The 23,660-nt window shown below is 58.2% G+C and carries 20 protein-coding genes and 2 pseudogenes; 19 read left to right on the top strand and 3 right to left on the bottom strand.

Annotated elements, in window-relative coordinates; translation table 11 throughout:
- The first annotated feature begins 23 nt into the window (after positions 1–23).
- From ACQK2M_RS09910 to ACQK2M_RS09935, 6 genes are all read left to right on the top strand, one after another.
- On the top strand, positions 24–2,039 hold the full coding sequence (locus ACQK2M_RS09910; RefSeq protein WP_425417660.1) for an alpha-ketoacid dehydrogenase subunit alpha/beta: 2,016 nt from the start codon (positions 24–26) through the stop codon (positions 2,037–2,039).
- A gap of 453 nt (positions 2,040–2,492) precedes the next feature.
- Positions 2,493–3,221, top strand: a complete 729-nt coding sequence (locus tag ACQK2M_RS09915; protein ID WP_425417661.1) for a glutamine amidotransferase — start codon at positions 2,493–2,495, stop codon at positions 3,219–3,221.
- Positions 3,222–3,439: 218 nt separating this feature from the next.
- A complete protein-coding gene (locus ACQK2M_RS09920; protein ID WP_425417662.1) occupies positions 3,440–5,074 on the top strand; it encodes a flavin-containing monooxygenase in 1,635 nt (544 codons plus the stop codon).
- 134 nt (positions 5,075–5,208) lie between these two features.
- Entirely contained in the window at positions 5,209–6,582 is a 1,374-nt protein-coding gene (locus ACQK2M_RS09925; protein WP_425417663.1) for a glutamine synthetase family protein, read from the top strand.
- A 46-nt stretch (positions 6,583–6,628) separates the two neighbouring features.
- On the top strand, positions 6,629–7,396 hold the full coding sequence (locus ACQK2M_RS09930; protein WP_425417664.1) for an SDR family NAD(P)-dependent oxidoreductase: 768 nt from the start codon (positions 6,629–6,631) through the stop codon (positions 7,394–7,396).
- A 48-nt stretch (positions 7,397–7,444) separates the two neighbouring features.
- Entirely contained in the window at positions 7,445–8,380 is a 936-nt protein-coding gene (locus tag ACQK2M_RS09935; protein WP_425417665.1) for an alpha/beta hydrolase, read from the top strand.
- Positions 8,381–8,440: 60 nt separating this feature from the next.
- Here ACQK2M_RS09935 and ACQK2M_RS09940 read toward each other — a convergent pair whose 3' ends face one another.
- Positions 8,441–9,226 carry a FadR/GntR family transcriptional regulator gene (locus ACQK2M_RS09940; protein WP_425417666.1) on the bottom strand — a complete coding sequence of 262 codons (786 nt, stop codon included), beginning with the start codon at positions 9,224–9,226 and terminating at the stop codon, positions 8,441–8,443.
- Positions 9,227–9,436: 210 nt separating this feature from the next.
- Positions 9,437–10,213: an SDR family NAD(P)-dependent oxidoreductase gene (locus ACQK2M_RS09945; protein WP_425417667.1), complete on the bottom strand. Its 777-nt coding sequence runs from the start codon at positions 10,211–10,213 to the stop codon at positions 9,437–9,439.
- Positions 10,214–10,324: 111 nt separating this feature from the next.
- Between ACQK2M_RS09945 and ACQK2M_RS09950 the strand changes: the two genes are divergently transcribed.
- The 9 genes from ACQK2M_RS09950 (at position 10,325) to ACQK2M_RS09990 (ending at position 19,144) form a co-directional block, all read left to right on the top strand.
- Complete coding sequence (locus ACQK2M_RS09950) at positions 10,325–11,086, top strand: SDR family NAD(P)-dependent oxidoreductase (RefSeq protein ID WP_425417668.1); 762 nt, start codon at positions 10,325–10,327, stop codon at positions 11,084–11,086.
- A 110-nt stretch (positions 11,087–11,196) separates the two neighbouring features.
- A complete protein-coding gene (locus ACQK2M_RS09955; protein ID WP_425417669.1) occupies positions 11,197–12,018 on the top strand; it encodes an ABC transporter ATP-binding protein in 822 nt (273 codons plus the stop codon).
- 1 nt (position 12,019) lies between these two features.
- Positions 12,020–13,189 carry an ABC transporter substrate-binding protein gene (locus ACQK2M_RS09960; protein WP_425417670.1) on the top strand — a complete coding sequence of 390 codons (1,170 nt, stop codon included), beginning with the start codon at positions 12,020–12,022 and terminating at the stop codon, positions 13,187–13,189.
- Complete coding sequence (locus tag ACQK2M_RS09965; RefSeq protein ID WP_425417671.1) at positions 13,189–13,902, top strand: ABC transporter ATP-binding protein; 714 nt, start codon at positions 13,189–13,191, stop codon at positions 13,900–13,902. Before ACQK2M_RS09960 ends, ACQK2M_RS09965 begins: the two co-directional genes overlap by 1 nt.
- 5 nt (positions 13,903–13,907) lie before the next feature.
- Positions 13,908–14,807 carry a branched-chain amino acid ABC transporter permease gene (locus ACQK2M_RS09970; RefSeq protein ID WP_425417672.1) on the top strand — a complete coding sequence of 300 codons (900 nt, stop codon included), beginning with the start codon at positions 13,908–13,910 and terminating at the stop codon, positions 14,805–14,807.
- Complete coding sequence (locus tag ACQK2M_RS09975; protein WP_425417673.1) at positions 14,804–15,865, top strand: branched-chain amino acid ABC transporter permease; 1,062 nt, start codon at positions 14,804–14,806, stop codon at positions 15,863–15,865. The genes ACQK2M_RS09970 and ACQK2M_RS09975 overlap by 4 nt, the downstream gene beginning before the upstream one ends.
- Positions 15,862–16,947, top strand: coding sequence for a hypothetical protein (locus ACQK2M_RS09980; protein WP_425417674.1), 1,086 nt, complete (start codon positions 15,862–15,864; stop codon positions 16,945–16,947). Before ACQK2M_RS09975 ends, ACQK2M_RS09980 begins: the two co-directional genes overlap by 4 nt.
- A 39-nt stretch (positions 16,948–16,986) precedes the next feature.
- Positions 16,987–18,348, top strand: coding sequence for a glutamine synthetase family protein (locus tag ACQK2M_RS09985; protein WP_425417675.1), 1,362 nt, complete (start codon positions 16,987–16,989; stop codon positions 18,346–18,348).
- 52 nt (positions 18,349–18,400) lie between these two features.
- Positions 18,401–19,144 (top strand): creatininase family protein, encoded by a 744-nt coding sequence (locus ACQK2M_RS09990; protein WP_425417676.1) that lies wholly within the window; start codon positions 18,401–18,403, stop codon positions 19,142–19,144.
- Positions 19,145–19,207: 63 nt separating this feature from the next.
- On the opposite strand, the pseudogene ACQK2M_RS09995 reads toward ACQK2M_RS09990, so the two are convergent.
- Positions 19,208–19,531 (bottom strand): annotated as a pseudogene (locus ACQK2M_RS09995) (integrase core domain-containing protein); the annotation flags it as partial.
- Positions 19,532–19,704: 173 nt separating this feature from the next.
- Here ACQK2M_RS09995 and ACQK2M_RS10000 point away from each other — a divergent pair.
- The 4 genes and pseudogenes from ACQK2M_RS10000 (at position 19,705) to ACQK2M_RS10015 (ending at position 23,582) form a co-directional block, all read left to right on the top strand.
- On the top strand, positions 19,705–20,280 hold the full coding sequence (locus ACQK2M_RS10000) for a MaoC family dehydratase (protein WP_425417677.1): 576 nt from the start codon (positions 19,705–19,707) through the stop codon (positions 20,278–20,280).
- Positions 20,277–21,437, top strand: a complete 1,161-nt coding sequence (locus ACQK2M_RS10005) for a CaiB/BaiF CoA transferase family protein (RefSeq protein WP_425417678.1) — start codon at positions 20,277–20,279, stop codon at positions 21,435–21,437. Before ACQK2M_RS10000 ends, ACQK2M_RS10005 begins: the two co-directional genes overlap by 4 nt.
- A gap of 20 nt (positions 21,438–21,457) precedes the next feature.
- Positions 21,458–22,174, top strand: a pseudogene (locus tag ACQK2M_RS10010) (carbohydrate ABC transporter substrate-binding protein); the annotation flags it as partial.
- 199 nt (positions 22,175–22,373) lie between these two features.
- Positions 22,374–23,582 (top strand): ABC transporter substrate-binding protein, encoded by a 1,209-nt coding sequence (locus ACQK2M_RS10015; protein WP_425417679.1) that lies wholly within the window; start codon positions 22,374–22,376, stop codon positions 23,580–23,582.
- Positions 23,583–23,660 lie beyond the last annotated feature (78 nt).

Here is a 23,660-nt window from a genome sequence, read left to right on the forward strand (position 1 = left end):
ATCAAACCTGAAGGAATATGCCCATGTCCACGCCGGCAGTCGGGAAGGCTCCGTCCCCCATCAAATCCTCCGATTCGAACTTTGCGCGCGAGATGCTGGCTCGCATCGCATACATACGGGCCTTCGAGCAGAAAGCCTGGGACCTCACGATGACCAAGCCCCCAAGCGTTGATGGCTCCATGCATTTCTGCGCCGGACAGGAAGCGGTTCCGCTCGGTGCACTGGCAGCGCTTCGCGAGGACGATCAGGTTGTGGCCACATACCGTGGCCATGGCTGGGCCATCGCCTCCGGTCTTGAGGAACGCAAGGTATTCGCCGAAATCTGCCAGCGCGCCGAGGGTATCAATGGCGGTCGCGCAGGTTCAGCCTACATGATGGGGCCGGGCACCCGATTTGTGGGAGAAAACTCCATTGTCGGCGCGGGCACGACCATCGCCTGCGGGATCGCGATGGCCAATCTGGTCCAGAAGAACAACCGTGTGGTCATCGTCACCATTGGTGACGGCGCGCTCAATCAGGGCGGCACTCACGAGGCGTTTGCTTTCGCTGCCGCACGGTCGCTGCCCGTGATCTTCGTCGTCGAGAACAATGCGTGGTCGGAGATGACGGCGACCACCGACATGTTCAAGGTGGACCGGCTGGCCCAGCGTGCCTCCGGTTACGGAATTCCGTCCGCCACGGTGGATGGTGTCGATCCCATGGCCGTGCGCGACAGCATTGCGATGGCAGCCGACCGGGCACGAAAAGGCGAGGGGCCGAGCCTTCTGGAATTCCGGGTGCCGCGCCTGTGGGGCCACTACAATCGCGACATCGAGCACTATCGCAAGAAAGCCGACCGGGAAGAAGCGGGCCAGCGCGATCCGCTGGCGCGGCTTGGCGAGAGGATCGCGGCCGCCGGATTGATGGATGAAGCGGAAGTCGGCGAACTGATCGCGGCTGAGCAGCAAAAGGTTGCGGACATGGCCGATGCTGTCATGGCCTCCGCCCTCCCGGACGCAAGCGCCTTGCCGGACGTTGTAAAGAAGCCCTCGCACAGGGACCCTGCTGTCATTGAAACGCGCGAAATGACCTATATCGAGGCCGTAAATCTCGCGTTGCGTACGGAATTGAAGAACGACGAAGCCACTCTTGTCTACGGTGAGGATATCGGCAAGGCCGGTGGAATTTTCGGCGCCACCCGATACCTGCAGAGGGATTTCGGTGAAAGCCGTGTCTTTGATACGCCGATCGCCGAAAACGCCATTCTGGGCTCGGCGGTTGGCGCGGCGTTGAGCGGCCTGAAACCGATTGTGGAGATCATGTGGGCGGACTTCCTGTTTGTCGCGATCGACCAGCTGATCAATCAGGCCTCGAATGTCCGTTTCATCAGCGGTGGAAACGCTAATCTTCCCATGGTGGTGCGGACACAGCAGGGGGCGACCCCCGGCTCGTGCGCCCAGCATTCCCAGTCGATCGAGGCTATTCTCGCCCATATTCCAGGTATCAAGGTCGCCCTTGCCGCCACGGGCGCGGATGCCTACGCCCTGCTGCGAGCAGCCGCCGCCGACCCCGATCCCTGCGTGGTCATCGAGGCGCGCAAACTCTACATGACCAAGGGCGAGGTCGGGATCACCGAAGAAGCCGAACCGGTCGGCAAGGCGCGTCTGCGCCGCACGGGCGATGACGCCACCATTCTCACCTGGGGAACTATGGTTCCGGTCGCGCTGGAAGCCGCGGAAACGCTCGCGGCAGATGGGATCGAAACCAATGTGCTCGATCTCCGGTGGCTCTCCCCGCTCGACGAGGAGGCTATTCTTCAGGCCGTTCGGCAAACGCGAGGGAAGGCGGTTATCGTTCACGAGGCCGTTCGGACTGGCGGATTTGCGGGAGAGATCGCGATGCGGCTCACGGAATCCCTGTCCGATATCGATCTGACAATTCGCCGCGTCACGACCCCCGATACCCGCATCCCTGCGAGCCCTTCGCTACAGGCTGCGCTTATCCCGGGGGCAGATGATGTCGCATTTGCAGTGCGGGCCGCACTTGATCGACAATTGTGAGGTATTGTCCATCGCCATATCGGAAGACCTGAACCACTTCATAGACAAACTATCGAACAGGATCGGGAGCTTTTTTCCTACCTACCTGTAGTACGCCGGTTCAGCGCCAATGCGCTAGTTTCGACGGAATGAATGCAGGACGATTTCTGGCTCTTCATAGGCCTTCAGCGAGCGATGATGAGACGGAAATCCAGGACCAAGAAGGAGCCGGCGGAGAAGGTCATTAACGAAATCCGTTTCGTACAGGAAGCTCTGCGCGGCGAGGAATTTGGATTCTTGTCAGCCCGAAGCTGTTGCTTCAGGGGTATTTGGTGGCTTATAGGGGTAAAGGTCTGAAAAAGGGTCCATTGCTTTGATGACGGCTATCAAAGTCTATTTTTATTGCAGTGAGCCTCGATTCAAACCTCACGATTTTGTGCGGATTGCCCCAAGACGAGTCAACGGAGAGATCAAATGACCAGCCGGTTTCTGATTGTGAAAACGGGCAGTTTGCACGATGTATCGCACGATTTCGTCGATCGCTTCGGGGACACGGAGCATACCTTTTCTCGTGCAGCAGGTCTCGAACTGAAGGACACAGAGGTTGTCGAGGTATTCAAAGGCGATGGCCTGCCAAATGACATTGGTCGGTTCGCCGGAGTATTTGTAACCGGGTCGGAGGCGATGGTATCGCATCGAGCGGATTGGGTGGAAACGACAGCCGATTGGCTGCGAATGGCTCTTGGGCAGGGGCTCCCGATACTCGGTGTCTGCTTCGGCCATCAATTGTTGGCTCATGCGCTTGGAGCGGAGGTCGGGCCTAACAAGGCCGGACTGGAGATCGGTACGGTCGACATATCATTTCTCCGCCATGATGATGACGCTCTGTTCGGAGAACTGCCCAAAACCACAAAGTTTCATGTCATCCACCACGAGACGGTCATTGCTCCGCCGGATGGTATGCGTCCCTTGGCTCGCAGCGTGCTGGATGGATGCCAAGCGCTTCGAATGGGTGAGAACGCATGGGGTGTACAGTTTCATCCGGAATATACCGCTGAGATGATGAAAGTAATATGGTCGGCCATTGGGCCTGAGATCGAGGCCGGAAGAAGCTTCGACGACCTGCTCGAGGAAACGCCTCAGGGACCGGAGTTGATGAGGCGTTTCGTCGCGTTGGCCCGGTCGCGTCACGTGTACGGCTGAGATCCTGGCAGCTTGATTCCCAAACTTCGGCGGTCCTGGCGCGCTGTGTCAGTGGTCCTTCCAGATCCCCGAAGATTACCCAATGGTTTTCCGCTATCACGCCGATCGACGAATTTTTCTATTGATAATGTAATAAAGGTCTATAAAACATACCTAAGGAGCATTGCGCCGATGAGGCGACTTTGTTCCAAAATTTTTAGCATCTCTGGAGATTTGGGATGGACGGGAGTTCGGTCGAGGGGCGTGTAGAAGCGGTTGCTGATGGCGGTCAGCAATTCTTGGACGCCGTGGTTGTGGGAGCAGGTGCCGGCGGACTTTATGCGCTCCTTCGCCTTAAGCAGGCGGGTAGAACAGCGCGCCTGTTCGAAGCCGGATCCGATGTAGGCGGTACATGGTACTGGAACAATTATCCCGGTGCCCGGGTCGACGTGCCGAGTTTGGAGTATTCTTATGGCTTCGACCGTGACCTCGAGCAGGAATGGACCTGGCCTGAGCGCTATTCGGCGCAGCCTGAGTTGCAGGCATATTTCTCGCATGTCGCCGATCGCTACGGTCTGCGCGATCATATTTCCTTCGAGACGAAGGTCGTGTCCGCTGAATTCGACGAGAAAAATTCGCTCTGGAAGATCCGGACCGAAGGGGGTGGGGAGGTCCTGGCGCGCTTCTTTGTTGTCGCGACCGGCCCGCTCTCGGAGCCCATCTTCCCCAAGATCAAAGGAATGGAGACTTTCAAAGGGCATAGTGTCCATACCGGTCGCTGGAAGACGGACGGCGTTGATGTCTCTGGCAAACGCGTCGGGGTAATCGGCACAGGGTCTTCCGGTGCCCAAATTGCGCCTGAACTGGCCAAGAGCGCGAGCAGATTATATCTCTTGCAGCGGACCCCGGCATACAGTGTGCCGTCCCAGAACAAGGTGCTCGACGCCGAGGAGATTGCCCGCCTCAAGTCGAATTACGAAGCGATCCGCGAACGTGCGCGCCGAAACCGGTCGGCACTCGGTATCGATGTCAGCGACGTCGGTGCTTTCGAGGTGAGCGAGGAAGAGCGACAGAAGATCTTCGAGGAGCGTTGGCAATACGGTGGCTTGGGCTTCACGGCGGCTTTTGGAGACTTGTATTCCGATGTTGATGCAAACGAAACGGCGGCTGAGTTCGTTCGACAAAAAATCAGGCAAATAGTCGAAGATGCGGATGTCGCCGAGCGATTGATGCCGGATACCCTGATCGGGGCAAAGCGGCTGTGCGTCGACAATGGCTATTTTCAGATGTTTAACCGCGACAATGTCGAATTGGTTGACCTGAGGGAAAATCCCCTTGTTGCTATAGACGAGACCGGCATCCTAACCGAACAAGGGCATATCGATCTCGACGTAATCGTCTATGCGACTGGGTTCGATGCATTCACCGGTTCAATTCTGAAAATGGACATCCTGGGGCGCGACGGAAAGGATCTGAAGACCGCATGGGATGGAGGCCCGCGGACATATCTCGGTTTCTGTGTAGCCGGTTTCCCGAACATGTTTGTCGTGAATGGTCCCGGCAGCCCAGCCGGTCTCGCCAATATGGTTACCCTCGCGGAAATCGGGGTCGAATGGATCGTCGACTGTATCCTTTCCATGGACCGGGAAGGAAAATCGGAAATCGAAGCGCTTGACGAGAAGCAGAACGACTGGGGAAAGATGCTGAACATGATGGCTGAAGAGACGATCTATCCTCTCGCCAATTCCTGGTATGTCGGCGCAAATGTGCCGGGAAAGCCGCGGATTTTCATGTCGCATCTGGATTTCCCGGAATATGTCAAATCCTGTCGTGCTTCCGCGGAAAGCGGGTATGCGGATTTTCGTATCAAGTAGCGCGTCGCAGGCGTCGGATGAAAAAACGCCGGCCACGGGAATGCGCTTGGTGTCGGAGAGCGGAATCCAGGCGTGGGTCGGGCCGATATATGCGGCGGACTTTTTCGTGAATTTGCCAAGAAGGATGTAATGTGATGGACGCAGCAGGCTTGCCGGAGCTGGAGAAATCTCTTTCCGAAGGCGCTATTCGCACGGTTGTGTGCGCAATTCCGGACATGTGGGGCCGGCTGATGGGGAAGCGCCTGACGACGAAAGCCTTTCTGGAGGCGTTGTCGGGACCCGGGGGTGTTCACGCATCATCGTACCTGTTCGCGTCCGACATGGAAATGGAGCCGCGCCCAGGTTTCAAGCTGACGAATTGGGCTGATGGATTCAGTGATTTCATCATGCGCCCTGACCTTTCCACCTTTCGCATCCTTCCCTGGCAGGATGGCACTGCCCTCGTTCTTTGCGATGCCATCGAGGAACATACCGGCGAACATCTCGGTATGGCGCCGCGAACGATCCTGAAGAAGCAGCTGGAGCGCGCCGAAAGGCTTGGGCTGACATTCAAATGCGCTACCGAACTGGAGTTTTTCCTCTTCCGCACCGACTATGACGAAGCATGGAAAAAACGCTATCGCGACCTTGCGCCGACATCACGATATCGAGCCGACTATCATATTCTCCAGTCAACACGGGACGAGGATTTCGTTGGTCTGATCCGTGACAGATTGGCCGGCGCAGGAGTGATAGTCGAGAACGCGAAGACGGAATGGGGCCTGGGTCAACAGGAAATTACGCTGAAATATTGCGACGCTCTTCTCATGGCGGACCGGCACGCCATCTACAAGCACTGGGTCAAGGAAGCCGCGAGTGAATTCGGGTACTCTGCGACATTCATGGCGAAGCCCTTCATCGAGGAAGTCGGCTCCTCGTGTCACATCCATGCAAGTCTCTGGGATCGGGAAACCAGCAACCCGATCAGTTACGATGCGGACGGACCCGCAGGAATGTCGGACCGCTTCTCCTCTTTCGTAGCCGGGCTGATCGAGGGTGGTCGCGATTATAGCTACCTGTTTGCTCCGTCGATCAATTCCTACAAGCGTTTCCAGGATGAATCATTCGCGCCATGTCAGATGGTGCTCGGCGTCGACAACCGAACCTGCGGATTCCGGCTTGTCGGCCAAGGCGCTAGCTTTCGTGTAGAATCGCGCATGCCTGGCGCTGACGCGAACCCCTATCTCGCGCTCGCAGGCGTGATTTCCAGCGGTCTCGACGGTGTCGAGGCAGGGCTTCCCGCACCCGCGGTGCATGAGGGCAATGCGTATGAAAATCGCTCGCTGCCGCGCGTGCCATCCAATATGCGAGATGCAGTTGCGTTGTTTTCCGGCAGTGAGCTGGTGCGATCTGCCCTCGGCGCCGATGTTCATGAACATTTGGCCAATTTTGCCACCCAGGAGCTGCGCTGCTTCGAGCAGGAGACGGTCACCGACTGGGAAATGATGCGATATTTCGAGCGCATCTGATCGCACTGCAATCCGCCATGCCGAAAGACCTTCAAGGAGTTCACGAATGACAAGAAAAAAGACCGCCCTGGTAACCGGTGGAGCGGGAGGGATTGGCAGCGCGATCAATGGACGCCTGGTAGATCAGGGCTATTCCGTTGTCGCTGCGGACCTCGCCATCGACTCAAACCTGAACGGTCAGACTGGCCAAACGGGTGATATCAAAGTCTTCCTCCATCATCTTGATGTGCAGGATCCCGAGAGCGTGGACACGTGTGTTGCCGCTGCCGTGGATATCGGCGGAGGTAAGCTGGATGCGGTCGTGAATTGCCACGGCATTGTCCGGTATACGCCGATCGATGCAATGGAAGACGCGGCGATGGAAGCCGTCTGGGACGTTAATGTCGCCGGCTCAGCCCGTATCTGTCGCGCGGTCGTTCCCCACATGGCTGCCGAGGGTGCGTCGATTGTGAATATCAGCAGTATCACGGCCTCCCTGGGGCGCCTGCCTGGCGCATCGATGTATGGCGCCAGCAAGTCGGCGTTGGAATCCCTGACACGCTACCTTGCCTGCGAATTGGCGGAGAAGGCCATTCGCGTCAATGCAATTGCGCCGGGCTTCATTCTGGCGCTCCCGCTCAGCCCCTCCATGCGCGCGATCGGCTGGGGCGGCACCGAAGAAGAGGTGGTCGTCCGCCTCAAACAGGAGATTCCGATGAGTAGATTCGGCACCTGCGAAGAGATTGCCGATGCGGTCGAGTTTCTCGTATCGGGAAAGGCGTCTTACATCACCGGAACGACCCTCATGGTCGATGGCGGTGTCGCCGCGCGCTGATCGGGACGAATCTATCTGACAACACCCGGCACGGTAATGAGGAAACAGATGAGTGAACTGCATCCGAAATTGAAGGAAATTCTCGCATCTCCGGGGGACCCCGAGGCGGTTCCTGTCGAATTGCAGGACCCGGACGAGGCGCGCGCGGAATGGAAGGGCGACATGGCGGCGGTCGATGCTCCCGCGCCAGAGATGGCGGAAGTCCGGGACATGCAACTCGCAACCGACAATGGCGTTCTTGCGGCGCGCGTGTACAAACCGGAGGGGATGTCCGCGGATGCGGCGCCCTGCCTCGTCTACTACCATGGCGGCGGATTCATTCGCGGCGATATCGAAACCCATGACGGCATCTGCAGGGTGTTGGCGAAAAAAACCCCGGCTATAGTCATCTCGGTTGCGTACCGCCTTGCTCCCGAACACCGATTTCCTACGGCGTTCGATGACGCTTACGCAGCGCTGGAAGCGATCTTTGAACAAGCTTCGAAGTTGGGTATCGATCCCGGTCGTATCGCAGTGGGCGGTGATAGCGCGGGAGGCAATCTCGCCGCGGCCGTCTGCCTCGCCGCGCGGGATCGCGAAGGTCCCTCAATCCGGGCACAGTTGCTGATTTATCCCGTTACCGATCTCGTCGGGGAGCCGGAGTCGAAGCGACTTTTTTCAAAAGGCTTTCTTCTCGACAGCATGCCGTTCTACATTTCAAGCTATCTTGGCCCCGATGGGGACGGGCGTGATCCGCTTGCATCGCCGCTTCTGGCCGAGACCCTTGTCGATCTCCCCGACGCTGTTGTGATCACTGCGGGATTTGATCCGTTGCGCGATGAAGGTAACGCATACGCAAAGCGGCTAGAGGACGCGGGGAACGGCGTAGCGCATCTGACGTACCCGGACATGATCCATGGTTTCGTCTCGCTGCGAGGCCTGTTGCCAGAAGCCGACCAAGCGCTGGAGCAGGTAGCCACCGACCTCGCCGATCTTCTTCGCTAGGCTCCAGATGAGGCGCCTTTTCATTGAAGGCGCCTCGATATCGGTATCGTCCGGCTGCTTTTAGTCCTCGGGGACCTCGGCGTTCGGCGGAAGCAGATTGCGCAGGCTCTTTCGCGTCGTCCTGATGTGAAGGCTCATTTCCTTCTCCGCTTTCTCGGTATCCTGATCCCGAATAGCGGCATAGATGGTTTCATGATGGGCATTGGCTCGATCTTCGAGGCGTTTGAATACGCGTCCGATCGGCAGGAACATCGCCGCGTGCGCATCGCCGACCGCCTTGCTGATAAGGCTGTTATCCGCGGCATCGGCAATCGTGAGATGGAATTCCGCGTCGGCAGCAAGGAACTGGGAGATATTCGATATATCCTCTCGTTTCGCTTTCTGCGCGCAGAGGTCCGTCATCGTATCCACGAGCCGCGCGAGGCGATCGAGATGCGATTGCGTGCGCCTCCTGCAGGCGAGCCGCGCGGCAAAACATTCGTTCGCGATCCGGAAATCTAGAATGTCGTATATGAGCCGGATCTGGACCCTTAGATAGGCGCCCATTTCGGACGAACTCAAGCTGGGAGGGCGCATCACAACCAATCCGCCTAGAGCTCCTCGCTTGACTGTTATCAGTCCCTCTCCTTCGAGAACACGCACCGCCTCACGGATCGTCGTCCGCGAAACCTGCATCTGCTCCGAGAGCTCTCTCTCCGGGGGCAACTTGTCTCCGGGTAAGAAGCGGCCAAGAGCGATGGCGCGCCGGATATTGTCGGCCGCGACCTCATAGGCTGCTGCGGCGTGGACCGATTCAATTGATCGAATCGGTCTGCTTAGTTCGTCGATGGTCAGACTGTCGTGCAAATCTCTTCCTCTACGGGTTTCGACGCGCTTATGCCGACCTGTTATCTCAGAAAATTGGCAAAGGTCTAGCCAATCATTCTTTAGATTGGTTGTTTGCCACTAGTACCGGTTCGTCCCGGCATAAGGTTTTGCAGACAAATATTTGCTTCATTCATCGCCGCATATTAAAGGTATGACAATCATACCAATAGGGGTATAACCGTCCTTGGGCTAATCCGGCGGGGTTAGGTAGGCGCCGATCATTCCGCCATCCACGGGAAGCACATGTGCAGTGATGTAGCTGGCATCGTCGGACGCGAGAAATGCCACGGTTGCGGCAATATCGTCGGGTTTGGCCATGCGACCCATCGGTATGTGAAGCCGGCGAAGTTCCCAGGCTGCCGCGTCATCGACCAACTGCTCCCCCATCGCGGTCGCTGTCAGGCCTGGGGCGACCGCATTGACACGGATGTTTCTGCGGGCCAGCGCGACCCCCATTTCGCGGGTCATGGAAATGACACCGCCTTTGCTGGCTGTGTAGGCGATCTGGCTGGGATAGGATCCGAGAAATCCCACGATGGAAGCCACGTTCACGATAATTCCGTTGCCGCTCGCCTCGAGTGCCGGCACAGCGGCCTGACTTGCGAGGAAGATTCCCTTGAGATTGACGGCCAGGGTCATGTCCCACGCTGCCTCGGGCGTGTCGTCGATCGATTTGTCCTCGGGATGAACGATGCCGGCGTTGTTCACGAGAATATCGATGCCGCCCAGCACCTCATCCGCCTGAGCGACCATCCTTTGCACGGAAGCGGCTTCCGCGATGTTCGTCTCAATGGCAACCGCCTGGCCGCCGCCGGCGAGAATCTCGCTCGCAACCGATTGTGCTCTGGCCGCATTGAGGTCGGCGATGGCGACGGCGCAGCCTTCGGAGGCGAGCCGTTGGCTGATGGCCGCACCAATACCGTTGCCACCGCCGGTTACGATAGCTCTCTTGCCTGCAAGTTTCATGTTCTGGTTCCTCTGTCTTCCTGAAAGGGGAGCGAACGGGACGTATCTGACTCAAACATATGCAGGCCAATCCACGGAACCTGCACGCGAAATAGGAAAGGAAAATATATCATGGCTCGTTTTGATGGACGGGTGGCGATTGTCACCGGTGCGGGAGGCGGAATAGGGCTTGCCGTTGCAAGGGCCCTGGCGCTTGAAGGAGCTTGCGTCGAGGCTGTCGATCTCAAGGATCCGATTCTCGGCGATATTGGGGGAACGCTGAAATTCCGGCGGTGCGATCTTACGGACGATGGTGACGTCGCCAACGTATTGGAGCAGATCGGTCGCGTTCACGGAAAGCTCGACATGGTCGTCAATTGCGCCGGAATCTGTCTTTTTGAGCGGGACGGATCCATCGCCACATCCAATGACGATGTGCTTGATCTCACGCTGGACGTGAATCTGCGCGGTGTCATACGCGTTATTCGTGCCGCCATTCCGCTTCTCAAGCGCTCGGGCGGGGGATCCATGGTGCATGTTGCGAGCGTTGTCGGCATTCGCAACATGGAGAACATCCTGGAAGGAGGTCCCTCGGACGCCTATCAGATATCCAAAGCGGCGCTGGTTTCGCTCTCTCGTTCGCTTGCCATGCAGTTTGCGGTGGACGGAATTCGGTCGAATACCGTTTGCCCTGGTGCTGTCGATACACCGATGACTGGCGATATTTATGCCCAGAAAGAACGCGTCCAGAGGATGGAAAATAGAACACCTCTGGGGCGAATAGCGAAGCCGGAAGATATTGCAAACGCTATACTTTTTCTTCTTTCCGACGAAGCGGATTTCATCACGGGAATCGACTTGCCAGTGGATGGCGGGCTGCTTGCGAAGCTCTAGGATTGGAAGCGATTTTAAAAATGTGGTTGACATACATCATAAAGGTCTGAAAACTGAACCAAAAGCAAGCCCAGCAAAATCATCCGATGTTTGGGGGCAGGAGAGGTTTGGTGACAGTGCCGTTGAACGAGCCCTCAAATGAAGAATTCTCTCAACCCCGATCCGGTGGGAAGAGGCTACTCGTTTCGGGTGTGTGCAAGAGTTTTTCCGGCCTGGAGGTGCTGCGCGACGTCTCTCTCTGCTGCGATGAGGGAGAGATTGTCGGTCTGATCGGCCCGAACGGAGCGGGCAAGTCGACTCTCATAAATGCGATCACTTCCCTCATGCCCGTGAGTTCCGGGGAAGTGCTGATCAATGACATACGCGTCAGCAATACCACTCCCCAGTTCGGCGCGATGTCCGGCTTGGGGAGGACATTCCAGAACATCAAGTTATTCAAGCGTCTTACCGTCAGGCAGAATGTCGAGGTCGCTCACACGTCTGCCCTGCGAGACAAGCCCGGCAAAGCTGCCGCGATCGATGTCGATGACCTGCTGTCCCAGTTTGACCTGTTGAAGTTTTCCGATTGGCGGGCGGGCTCACTTCCTTATGGAAGCCAGCGCCGGCTGGAGATTGTTCGGGCGCTGGCGCTGGCGCCTGATTTCCTCCTTCTCGATGAGCCGGCGGCAGGAATGAATGCAGGCGAGACGACTGCGCTGATCAGTTCGGTCCGACAGGCGAGTGAGGCTTTCGGTTGCGGCGTCATCGTAATCGACCATGACCTGCGGTTTATCATGACGCTCTGTAGCCGGATCTATGTCCTGGACGCGGGGCGGATTATCGCTTCCGGAAAGCCCGACGAAGTGCGCAAGGACCCTCAGGTTATCGAGGTCTATATCGGCCACTCGAAAAACAAGACTACCGAAACCAATAACTCCAGCAGAGGAGAATGAAATGTCTAACAAACACTTGACTTCAAAAACGACCACATTTCTTGCAGCGGTGTTGGCCGGCTCGGCAATGATCGCGCCGACGGCTTCGAGTGCCGAAGGGCTCGTAATCGGATATGCCGCTGCGGTCACCGGCGGTCTCGCACCATATGACAGCCCGGATGGCGTGAGTTGCCGTGTCGACCAGATAAATGAGGCCGGCGGTATCAACGGTGAATCCATTGAATTGATCATTCGTGATACGAAGAGCGACCCGGTAGCTGCTGCTAACGTGACGCAGCAGCTCCTGGATCTCGGAGCTGATGTGCTTCTCGGACCGCCGACCGATGACGGTCTCATTCCGATGGGACAGATGGCCATGGCGCGTGGCGTTCCGGTCTTGGCGGTGGGAGCGACGCAGCCGGCGTTCCCGGTTGCTTCGCCCGACAATGGCTTTTTGGTTCCCTATGGCGACAACGCAGCCGCAGCCGCGGCTGCCGAGCATGCCTACGCATCCGGGCATCGCAAGGCGGTACTCATGATTGCTCATGATGTGGGCGCATATTCCTCGGTGACACCTGAGTACTTTGCGCAGGCCTTCGAGCGTCTCGGCGGTGAGATTGTCGGACGTGTGAACTACCATCACGGCCTTGCCGATTACACGCCGCAGGTGACCGAGATCCGAAACCTGCCGGGCGAGCCGGACATGATCTTCGCAGCCATTCTCGTTCCGGATGCGGGCGTACTTGTGCGAACGCTCAAGTCGTCCGGCGTCGAAATGGCCGTCTATGGAACAGACGGATTCGACGATCCGTCCTTCATCGAGGTGGCCGGGAGCGGTGCATCGCTTGCCAGCTTCACAACCCACGGATTTCCCTCCGATGGCACCAGGCTCAAGGAGTTCTACGAGGACTGCACGGCGCGCGGATACGACGTCCAGAATATCTTCTTCGGGTTGGGCGGCGAAGCGGTCGAGGTCATCAAGACCGCAGCGGAAGCGGCCGGTTCCTTCGAGGGCGCCGAAATCAAGGAAGCGATCAAGGAGATTGAGGGGATGGAGGGCATCGTTGCCGACTCGATCACCTTCAAGGACCAGGGCGGCGTGCCGCTCAAGAGCATGGTAATCATTCAGGTCAAAGACGGAGCTTTTACTCCGGTTGACAGCATCGTCCCGAGTTGGGTTGCCGCGCCCTGATGCTCAAGGCCTCAAGCATTTCGGTCAACTATGGTCCGATCAAGGCAGTCCGGAACGTAAATATCGAAGTTGAGAAGGGCGACGTTGTCGCCCTTCTCGGCCCAAATGGTGCGGGGAAGTCCAGTCTGTTGTCATCCCTGATCGGTTTGGTGCCCAAGAATTCCGGGAATGTTATTTTCGACAATCAAGAAGCGGGTAGAGCCTCCACCGAAGACCTCATCCGACGGGGAATGTCGGTTACTCCGGAGGGGCGTCGGATTTTCGGCGACCTGACGGTCGGCGAAAATCTCCGCCTTGGCGCGGCAATCCGAAAGGACAATGACGGTATCGCCGAGGACATAGAGAAATTCCTCGACCTATTCCCAATTCTTCGAAAGCGCTTCAATTCGGCAGCGCGCTACCTGTCGGGAGGCGAACAACAGATGCTCGCGATCTCGCGATCTCTGATGTCCCGCCCCAAGCTCCTGATGCTCGACGAGCCGTCGCTAGGTCTCGCCCCGCGCATCGTGGACCAGATCTTTGAGTTTCTCGTGACCCTCCGGCAGTGGGGGTTGACGCTGCTCATCGTCGAGCAGAATGCGAGCGAGGTTCTGGAGTTTGCGGATCGAGCCTACGTTCTTTCGACCGGGTCGATTGTCTTCTCCGGCACCGCGAACGAACTCAAGAAGTCTGGCGGCGTGATGGAAATGTACCTCGGGCTGGAAGGACACTAACCGCTATGGATTATTTTCTTCAGCAGGCGATGAATGCATTCAGCCTGGGTGGCGAGTATGCTCTGCTGGCTCTCGGCCTGGCGATCGTTTTCAGTGTCATGGGACTGGTGAACTTCGCTCATGGCGAATTGATCACGGTCGGCGGCTACGCCATGTTTTTCGCGGTCTTGATTTTCGGGGTGAAGAATCCGTTCCTGATCCTGCCCGTTGGCGTCCTGGCCGCCATTCTATTTGCGCTCCTTCTGGAACGCGTTGCATTCAGGCCGGTGCGCGCAGCGCCGCCAACAACTGGGATGCTGATGGCATTCGGGGTCAGTATCATCCTGCAGAACTCAGCGTTGCTATTCGTTGGAACCCGCCCAAAAGCCGTACCGACGGCGGAATGGCTGATGTTCGACCTGAACTTTGGCTCGCTCCGCATTCCGGTTGTCCAGTTGCTTGAAACCGGTATCACAGTCTTGGCGATCATGCTTCTTGTGGTCTTCATGCGCCGCACGACGATCGGAATGGCAATGCGTGCGGCGGCAAAGGACTTCAGCACCGTCCGGCTGATGGGCATAAGGGCAAATCGCGTCGTCAGTACCGCATTTGCAATCTCGGGCCTGCTTGCCGGACTGGCGGCGGTGTTCATCATGGCCCGGCGCGGTGCCGTGGACCCATTTATGGGCTTCACGCCGGTGCTCAAGGCTTTTGTCGCTGCGGTCGTCGGCGGGTTCGGCAGCCTTCCGGGCGCGGTCATTGGCGGATTCGCCCTAGGCATTGCGGAAGTAGCCCTCCAGGCCGCTCTTCCCTCATCGGTTGCTGGGTTTCGCGATGCCTTCATTTTCAGCGCGATTGCGGTGCTCCTGCTGTTTCGCCCACAAGGCATACTCGGAGAACGGCCGGATTTTGGAGAGAAAACGTGACCATCAAACGCTCTGTTCTTCTTGGTTCTGCCGTTCTCGGTCTTCTGATCGCGGTGATCGGAGTTTCGGCTTTCGTGTTCGCTGAGCCTTATCATCAGCGGATCGTATTCACCTTCATGGTCAACTTGATCATCGTGCTGGGGCTTCAGGTCTTCATGGGCAATTCCGATATCACCCATTTCGGACATATTGGCTTTATGGGGATCGCAGCCTATGCCGTCGCCATTCTTGCGACACCGGTGGCCATCAAGAAGAGCGCGCTGGCAACAGCACCTTTCGGGTTGTCAGGCATCGAGTTTCCCCTGCCTGTCGCAATATTGGGCGCTATCGTGATTACGATGGTCGTGGCGTTCTTTGTCGGCCTTGTGATGGTGCGCCAAACCGGTGTCCCGGCAACCATTGCCACGTTGGCATTCCTCGTTGTCGTTCACGTCATCTTGCTCAACTGGGTAGATCTTACCCGAGGACCGCGCGCCTTTTATGGTATACCAATCAAGGCTTCCTTGCTTGGCGCAACGGCAATAGCCGTCGTCGGTGTCCTGATCGCGCGGCTATTCAGGGACTCGCACTGGGGTGTCCAGTTGCGCGCGTCGAGCGAGGATGTTGCCGCGGCAGCCGCTGTCGGTGTGCGCATGCAGCGGCTGCGCTTTGCGGCCTGGATGTTGAGCGCCTTCTTCCTTGCGGTCGCAGGTATACTTTTTGCCCTTTTCGTCGGAACGATCAGTCCAAAAAGTTTCTACTTCGACCTTACGTTCCTGACCCTCGCGATGTTGATCATCGGCGGGATGCACAGCGTTACCGGTGCGGTGGTCGGGTCGATCGTCGTTGCGCTCGGTCTTGAGGTGATGCGCTTTCTCGAGAATGGCCCTGAGATCGCCGGTGTGGAACTGCCGCAGATGTTTGGCCTCACCGGCTTCTATCTTGGCGCAGTCATCGTGCTCGGAATGGCGTTTCGTTCCGAGGGGATCGTCGGCCCGCAGGAAATCGAGGAGTGGTGGATGCGCCGTCGACAAAAGGCGAAATCCGATGCGACTTCGGATGAAGCATTGCAGCCATGATCGCTGAAGATGGACCCCTGGTTTGGCATGAAGGCACCGGATACGAGATCAGAGCCGGGAGTTACGCCGACCATGCGACGTCGACTTACACCCTGGCCGAACGAGCGATAATCGACGGTCGTTTCGACGACGCGGCGAAGCTCGCTGAGTATACGATCCGTGAGGCGCTCGAGGCGTTCGAATTATTCACGCAGTGGATCGTCGATATCCCGCAATACATGCGCGAGCGCGGTGTTTCCGCCGGCGATCTGGCGGATGACGAAGAGCGGATCCGACGACTGCTCGCACATGAAAACGAAGAGCGTTTTGACGGCGCTGTCTGCTGGAACGAGTACCAGCGGCTCATAGCGTCGACCAAAGAGGCTTGTCGAGCGGGAAGGGCGGAGGAAGCTGCCGCCAATCTCGAGTGCGCGCGCCAGACTTGGCGCGAAACGCATGATCGGTTGTGCGACAATGTTTATGGCTGGGTCGATGCGGCGGCGCGTCGGCTGGGAGAAAAGGAGATCGGCGCGTTATGGGATCATCTCATGGCGCCGATGTATGCCTACTACGACCGTTACGATACCGATGTGAATCCGTGGTCGCGCTCCTTCGACCTGTTGATGCACATCGCACTGGAAGGACTTCGCGGGCATCTCTCCGGTCCTGGACGAAAAGGGGATCTGGAGGTCGTCGAGGAAGCAGACCGCTGGGCGATACGGTTCAACCCGTGCGGGTCGGGCGGGCGGACACTTCGCGACGATCCGGATACGGGAACCGGTCCGAGGGTCGAAGCGCCCTACGGTTTCGGGGTGACGACAAAACCTCATGACTGGTCGTGGAACAAGATAGGGGTCTGCCTCTATTGCGCGCATTGCTGTGCCCTGAACGAACGAATGCCGACAAGGCGGTTCGGTTATCCAACTCGCGTGGTCGAGCCCCCGACATGGCCCGAAGCACGGTCGGGAACGAAATGCACCTGGTATATCTACAAGGACCCCTCCCTCATTCCGGAGGAGGTTTATCGTCGCGTCGGCGCTTCAAAACCCGGCGCTTTGGGTAGCCGGGCGCGGGCCGTCGCCAACGGCCGGTTTGATGATTGAAAGCCTTCCGCCGGCTTGAAGCGAAATGGAGATATGAAAATGAGCATCGAAGCGGTGCACGACCGCATGTCGGCAATCGTCGAAGCCGGTGTCGACATGGTCCAGATGGAGTTGCCCGATGTGAATGGCGCTTTCAGAGGCAAATTCTACCCTGTCGAAAAAGTAAAACCGACTTCGAAGAGTGCGGTTTGCACGGTCCTGTACCAGCTTACGCCAGTCGATGATGTTTGGACTTCGATCCATAGTTCCTACGACAACGGGTTCCCGGATGTCTTGGGGCAACCTGACATGGAGACAGTGATCCAGCTTCCGTGGCGCGAGAACCAGGCAGCCGTGATCTACGATGTCAACTATCGCGATGGCGAGCCATTTCCTCTTGCGTCGCGCAATGTGCTGCGAAGTGTGGCGGAGCGCTTTGATGAAACCGGCTTCGAGCCGCGCTTTGGTATAGAATTCGAATGCTTCGTACTGCACGCCGATCGGGAGTTGATGGCGCGCGGCGAGCATCACGAAATGACCGCGCTCGGGAGATTGCACAATGCCTACCGCCTGAATCAGGCTGATGAGGCACGAGAGCTCGGGGTGGAGTTCATTCGGCGCATGAAGGCGGCCGGGATCGTAGTGGAGGTTTTCCATACGGAACTCGGGAATGGAGCCATCGAATTCGCCCTGGCCCCGGAAACGCCTATTCGGGCGGCGGACAACGCTGTGCGGGCCAAGACCTACTTTCGTGAACTCTGCGCCGAACGAGGTCTCGTCGCCACCTTCATGGCGAAATGGCACGCCGAGGAATCCGGCTGTGGGGGGCATGTACACCAAAGCCTTTGGCGCGACGGAAACAACGTTTTTGGAGACGCGGCATCCGGTGATATCTCGGCGTTGGCGCGGCACTATCTGGCCGGAATGCTCGCCACCATGTCCGACTGCCATGTCATATTTCGTCCGTTCGTGAATTCATATCGCCGATTTGACCATAAGGCCTGGTCGCCCGAGAACGTCTCCTGGGGGTACGACAACAGAAGTGCCGCGCTTCGGGTTATCACCTACCCGTCCGAGGCGGCCGTTCGGGTCGAACACCGAGTACCCGGCGCGGACGTGAACCCATATCTTTCGCTCGCCGCGATGCTTGCGGGCGGGCACTACGGAATAGTCAATGCCCTTGAACTCGTGCCGGCCGCGGAAGGGAACGCGGTTGACCGGGACTCGTTCGAGCGTTTGCCAGAGACGCTTCCCGCCGCGACCGGCGCATTTAAAAGATCCGACTTCTGCCGAGAATATTTCGGCGAGGAGTTCGTCGAGCATTTCGCGGAATCGCGCGATGTGGAGTGGCAGTACTGGTGCGACTGGCAGAAGCGGAACATCACTCGTTTCGAGCTCGACCGGTTCTTTGACACGGTTTGAACAATCTAGGCCAGATGCAACCGGATTGATTGGAAAAGAGGAGACAGGCCAGATGGCTCGATGGGACAAATTGACGAGTGCGGAAATTGCCGCGCAGATTGCGAGTGGGAACGACCTCGCGGTGCTGCCTGTCGGTGCGACCGAACAACATGGCGATCATCTGGCGACAGGAACAGATACGTTCTCGTCGGAGTTCGTTGCCGTCCGTGCAGCGGAGCGGACTGGCGCTATGGTCTTGCCGGCAATTCCTTATGGCTGTTCGCATGGCCATACGGAAAAGTGGGCAGGTACGCTGTCCCTGGAACCCTCGACATTAACGGTCCTTGTCTCCGATATTGTCACCTGGGCGTACAAGTCGGGGATCCGACGTTTCGTTTTCCTGTCGGGACACGCCACAAATGGGCCTTCTCTGGGGAGTGCAATTCTATCGTTGCGATATCTGCTTCCAGAAGCCAGGTTTCGTTATCTAGATCTGTGGGATATTTCTGATCGGGTCGGAGCGCTTTACCGGCGCGATGCAGAGGATTTTCATGCGAACAGGGCAGAAACCTCAGTTCTCCTTCATGCCGCGCCAGAGATGGTTAGGAACGATCAAATCGTCGATGTTACGGACGTTACCCCGGGATGTGTCTTTCAGTACCCAATGCCGCGTACGACAGTTAACGGAGTGGTAGGTTTGCCTAGTCAGGCCAGCTCCGAGGATGGCCGCTTGATTGTGGATACTGCGGTCGATGATTTTGAAGCGTTCCTTTTTCGAGCGCAGTCTGAGCCTTGGCCAGATATCGAGGCGAGTTAGCTGGTTTGGAATTAAAAGCCCGACGCTGCGAATTTGCCTGCTGCCGGTTTTTCGGACACCAGGTTAAGCTAGCATAGTTTTCTTCTCGAACTCGACGTGGCTCAAATAGCCCAGTGTCGAGTGCCTTAGCCGAGGGTTGTAGAAACGCTCGATGTAGTCGAACACGTCCGCCCGGGCGTCATCCCTCGTCCTGTAGACCTTGCGGGCTGTGCGCTCGGTTTTTGGGGGCGAGAGGAAGCTCTCCATCGCAGCATTGTCCCAGACGTTGCCTGACCGGCTCATCGAGCAGGTGATGCCGTGATCGGCCATTAGGCGCTGGAACTGCTCGCTCGTATATTGGCTGCCTTGGTCCGAATGATGCAGCAGGCTGTTGGGCCTCAGATGGCGCTGATCAGAGCGATGTACCTCTCTTTCAAAATCTCATTCTGCTCGAGACTGAGACCGGGACGCCAGATTTCGACTCGATGTCTCCCAAAGCATCTATGTGCCCAGGTTCGCATACTCTTGCACCATGCTCCCATATGTGAATATATTATTTACATAAGAATTTGGGAGGAATCATGGGAACCCCTTTTGCACCCACGGTCGGGGTGTCCAGCACGCATCCGTCGGATATGCCCGGCGATCACGCGGACATCCCCGTGTGGAATTCGGAGAACTGGTTCTACGAGGACTGGCAGCCCGGCCACCGCATTCGCTCCCTGCGGCGCACGATCGCCGAGGGCGAGAGCCACCTGTTCAATACGCTGGTGGTCGATATCCACCCCTATGTGCAGGACCAGAATTTCGCCGAAAGCGACGGCATATTCGGCCGCAGGCTGGTGGCCGGGGCTTTCGTGTTTTCCGCCGGGCTCGGGCTGGTGGCCACCAATTGCATCAACGCCTTTTCATACGGCTACGACAAGCTGCGCTTCATCAAGCCGGTCTTTATCGGTGATACGATCTACACGATCCGGACCAACCTCGACAAAAAGCCGAAATACGAGGAGATGGGGCTCATCCGCGCGTCCTATGAAGTGTTCAAGGGCGAGGGCGAACTCGTCCTCTACTGCGAGCATCTTCAAACCGTGAAATACCGCAGCCCGGCTGATTTCGCGGAACAGGTGGAACGCAAGAGCGAACAGAAAGCACCATGACAACCAGTTCCGATTTGCCGCTTGCCGGGCTCGTCGTGCTCGACATGAGCCAGTTTCTGTCGGGCCCCTATGCGACATTGCGCCTGCAGGATCTCGGCGCGCGAGTTATCAAGATCGAGCGCCCGGGCGCGGGCGACCTTTCCCGCACGCTCTATCTCAGCGACACCGAGATCGGCGGGGATTCGACGATTTTCCACGCCATCAATCGCGGCAAGGAAAGCCTTGCAGTCGACCTGAAGAATCCCGCCGACCTCGCCCGCCTCAAGAGCCTGATCGCCAAAGCTGATGTGCTTGTCCAGAATTTCCGGCCAGGCGTTATCGAGCGTATCGGGCTCGACTATGAAACCGTCCGCGCGATCAATCCGCGCCTCGTCTATGGCTCGATCAGCGGCTATGGCGAGGAGGGGCCGTGGGTCAAGCGGCCGGGACAGGACCTGCTGGCCCAGGCGCGGTCCGGGGTCATGTGGCTGAGCGGGGATGATGGCGACGGCCCGGTGCCGATGGGCCTTGCTGTCGGCGACATGTTCGCCGGGGCAGCACTGGCGCAGGGGCTGCTCGCCGGCCTCGTCAAACGCGGCATGACGGGCGAGGGCAGCCATGTCCAGACGAGCCTGCTGGAGGCCCTGGTCGATTTCCAGTTCGAGGTCCTGACAACTTATCTCAATGACGGGCGGCGCATGCCGAAACGGTCCGGCTTTCGCAGCGCGCATGCCTATCTCTCCGCGCCCTATGGCGTCTACGAGGCGAAGAATGGCTTCATCGCCATCGCGATGACGCCGATTTCGCGGCTGCGCGACCTGATGGGGCTGGAATCGCTCGATCCCTATTGCGCTGATCCGGCCAGTTGGTTCACCGCGCGAGACGACATCAAGAAGCTCATCGCCGGCGCGATTGCGACGAAGACGGTGGACGCGTGGATGCAGATCTTCGAACCCGCCGATATCTGGTGCTCGCCGGTGCTCGACTGGGACGATCTGATGGAAAGCGAGGGCTTCAACGTTCTCGACCTCCTCCAGACGGTCGAACGCGAGGACAATGTTTCGATCATGACGACGCGTTCGCCGATCCGGGTCAATGGCGAACGGCCGGCCGTCGTCCGCGCCGCGCCGCGCGTCGGCGAGCATACGGCGGCGATCGTCGAGGAGTTCGGTCTTTGAGCGACATCCGCCTGAAAGGTATGACGTGGAGCCATCCGCGCGGCTACGATCCGATGATCGCCTGCTCGCGCCTCTGGGCGGAGAAGACCGGGGTTCACATCGACTGGGACAAGCGCTCGCTGCAGGACTTCGAATCCTACCCGGTCGAGGATCTGGCGCGATCCTACGACCTGATCGTTATCGACCATCCTCATGTCGGCGAGATCACCGCGCAGAACTGCCTGGTCCCGCTTGATCGGCACGGCACGGGCGAGGCGCGGGAGAGGCTTGCGGCAGGAAGCGTCGGGGGCTCCTATGAAAGCTATGAATGGGAGGGCCATCAATGGGCCTTTCCCATCGATGCCGCGGCGCAGGTGCAGGCCTGGCGTCCGGACCTGATCGGGGCGGCGCCCACTCGCTTCGACGAAGTGATGGACCTTGCCGCCAAAGGCAGGGTGATGATCCCGATGCGGCCGCCGCATTCGCTGATGACGTTTTATACGCTTGCGGCCAATCTCGGCACGCCCTGCGCGACCGAAGGCCCGGGCGACCTGATCGCACCGGATGACGGGGTTCGGATCTACGAGGCAATCGCCGGCCTGATGCGCCACGTGCCGGACGCGTGTTACGCGATGGACCCGATCGCGGTCTTCGAGCGGGTCTGCGAGGCGGATAGCGGGATCGCCTGCGTTCCGTTCATCTACGGCTATGTCAATTACGGCCTTGCGGGATTCCGGCCGAACCGGCTTGCCTTCGCGTTGAGACGGCGGCAGCGAAATGCCTCCCGCTTCGCGAAGATGCTGGCCGGCAAGTCCGGCCAAACCAGACACGTTTTGCGGCTGCCTTAAATTGACATGTATGTTTTTTCGTATACAAACAATAGTTATCAAATAGAAAAACAATGCGGGCAAAAGCTCCGTTTGGAGAAGTGAACTAACCGATGGAGGAGCAGGTAATATGACTAGGATTCAACGCAATTCAGTGCAGCTCAAAGGCGTACTGGCTTTGGCCGGCATGCTTATGAGCAGCAGTGCCGTGATGTCAGCGGATACGCCGGAAGCGTTTTCGACGCTGTCGCCGGAGATTCAGGCGCTTTTCGGCGGGATCGAAGATACCGTTCAGCCATCCGCCTATGACGGTTTCGAGATGCCCGAAAAGCCATGGAAGTGGTGTCACTCGGAGTCCTATCAGGGCAATCCGTGGCGCGTGTCGGTTACCAATGAGCTCAAGCGGCTCGTCGATATGTACAAGGAAAAGGGTTGGGTGACCGACTTCGAAATGTCGGACTCCAACGGTGATGTCAGCGCGCAGATCTCTCAGATCCGCAGCTTTATCGACAAGGACTGCAGCATCATCACGTCGTTTGCCGGCTCGTCGACCGCGCTCAACGAGGCCATCAAGGCTGCTTATGATGCGGGTATTCCGTTCGTGACCGGAGCGGGCGCTGTGACCAGCCCCTACGCGATCAATGTGGACTCCAACTACGTCAAGTTCGGTTACGACCTGTCGAAAGCGATCATCGACAACCTGAATGGCGAGGGTAATGTACTGCGCGTCGAAGGGATTGCGGGAAGCCCGATTGTTGCCCAGCAACGCCAGGGGGCCGATCAGGCGTTTGATGAGGCCGAAGGCATCAATGTGGTGCGCGACGTCAACGGCAATTGGTCAGGCAACGTAACCAAGACGGTTGTTCTGCAAACCCTGGCGACCAACCCGCAGCCCATCGATGCCGTCTGGACATCGGGCAGCGAGGCACGGATCGTCGCTGAGGCTTTCAAGCAGGCCGGCCGGCCCGTACCGCTCATCACCGGCAGTATTTCCGGCGACTCGCTCGGTTACTGGAAAGAGAACCAAGAAGAGTTCAAGTTTGCCGGCGGCGCGCTCATGCCGACATGGACGGCCCACACACTGTTCCGCGTCGGTGTCCGCGTGCTGGAAGGCCAAGAGCCCAAGCTGAACTTGGTGATGGTTCCTGTGCCGTCAGTTGAATCCGACAAGCTCGGCGATTGGTACAAGTCATGTATGACGCCGTCATCCTCGTCGATCTTCCCGGTCGCTCCGGAAGATCCGCTCCCGGCAAACCTCATGGACGAGTACTTCAAAAATCCGGAGCCGGTGGCGCTGTTCGACTACTCACAGACACCTGATCCCTGCGAAGGTCAGTAGTATCACGCAACCACTAAGCCCCGGTGTGCCTGCTAGGCGCTCCGGGGCTGTCATTGTCTGAAATTCCTGCGTTGTGCA

The sequence above is a fragment of the Oricola indica genome, from assembly GCF_965227485.1.
GTDB classification, from domain to species: Bacteria; Pseudomonadota; Alphaproteobacteria; order Rhizobiales; family Rhizobiaceae; genus Oricola; species Oricola indica.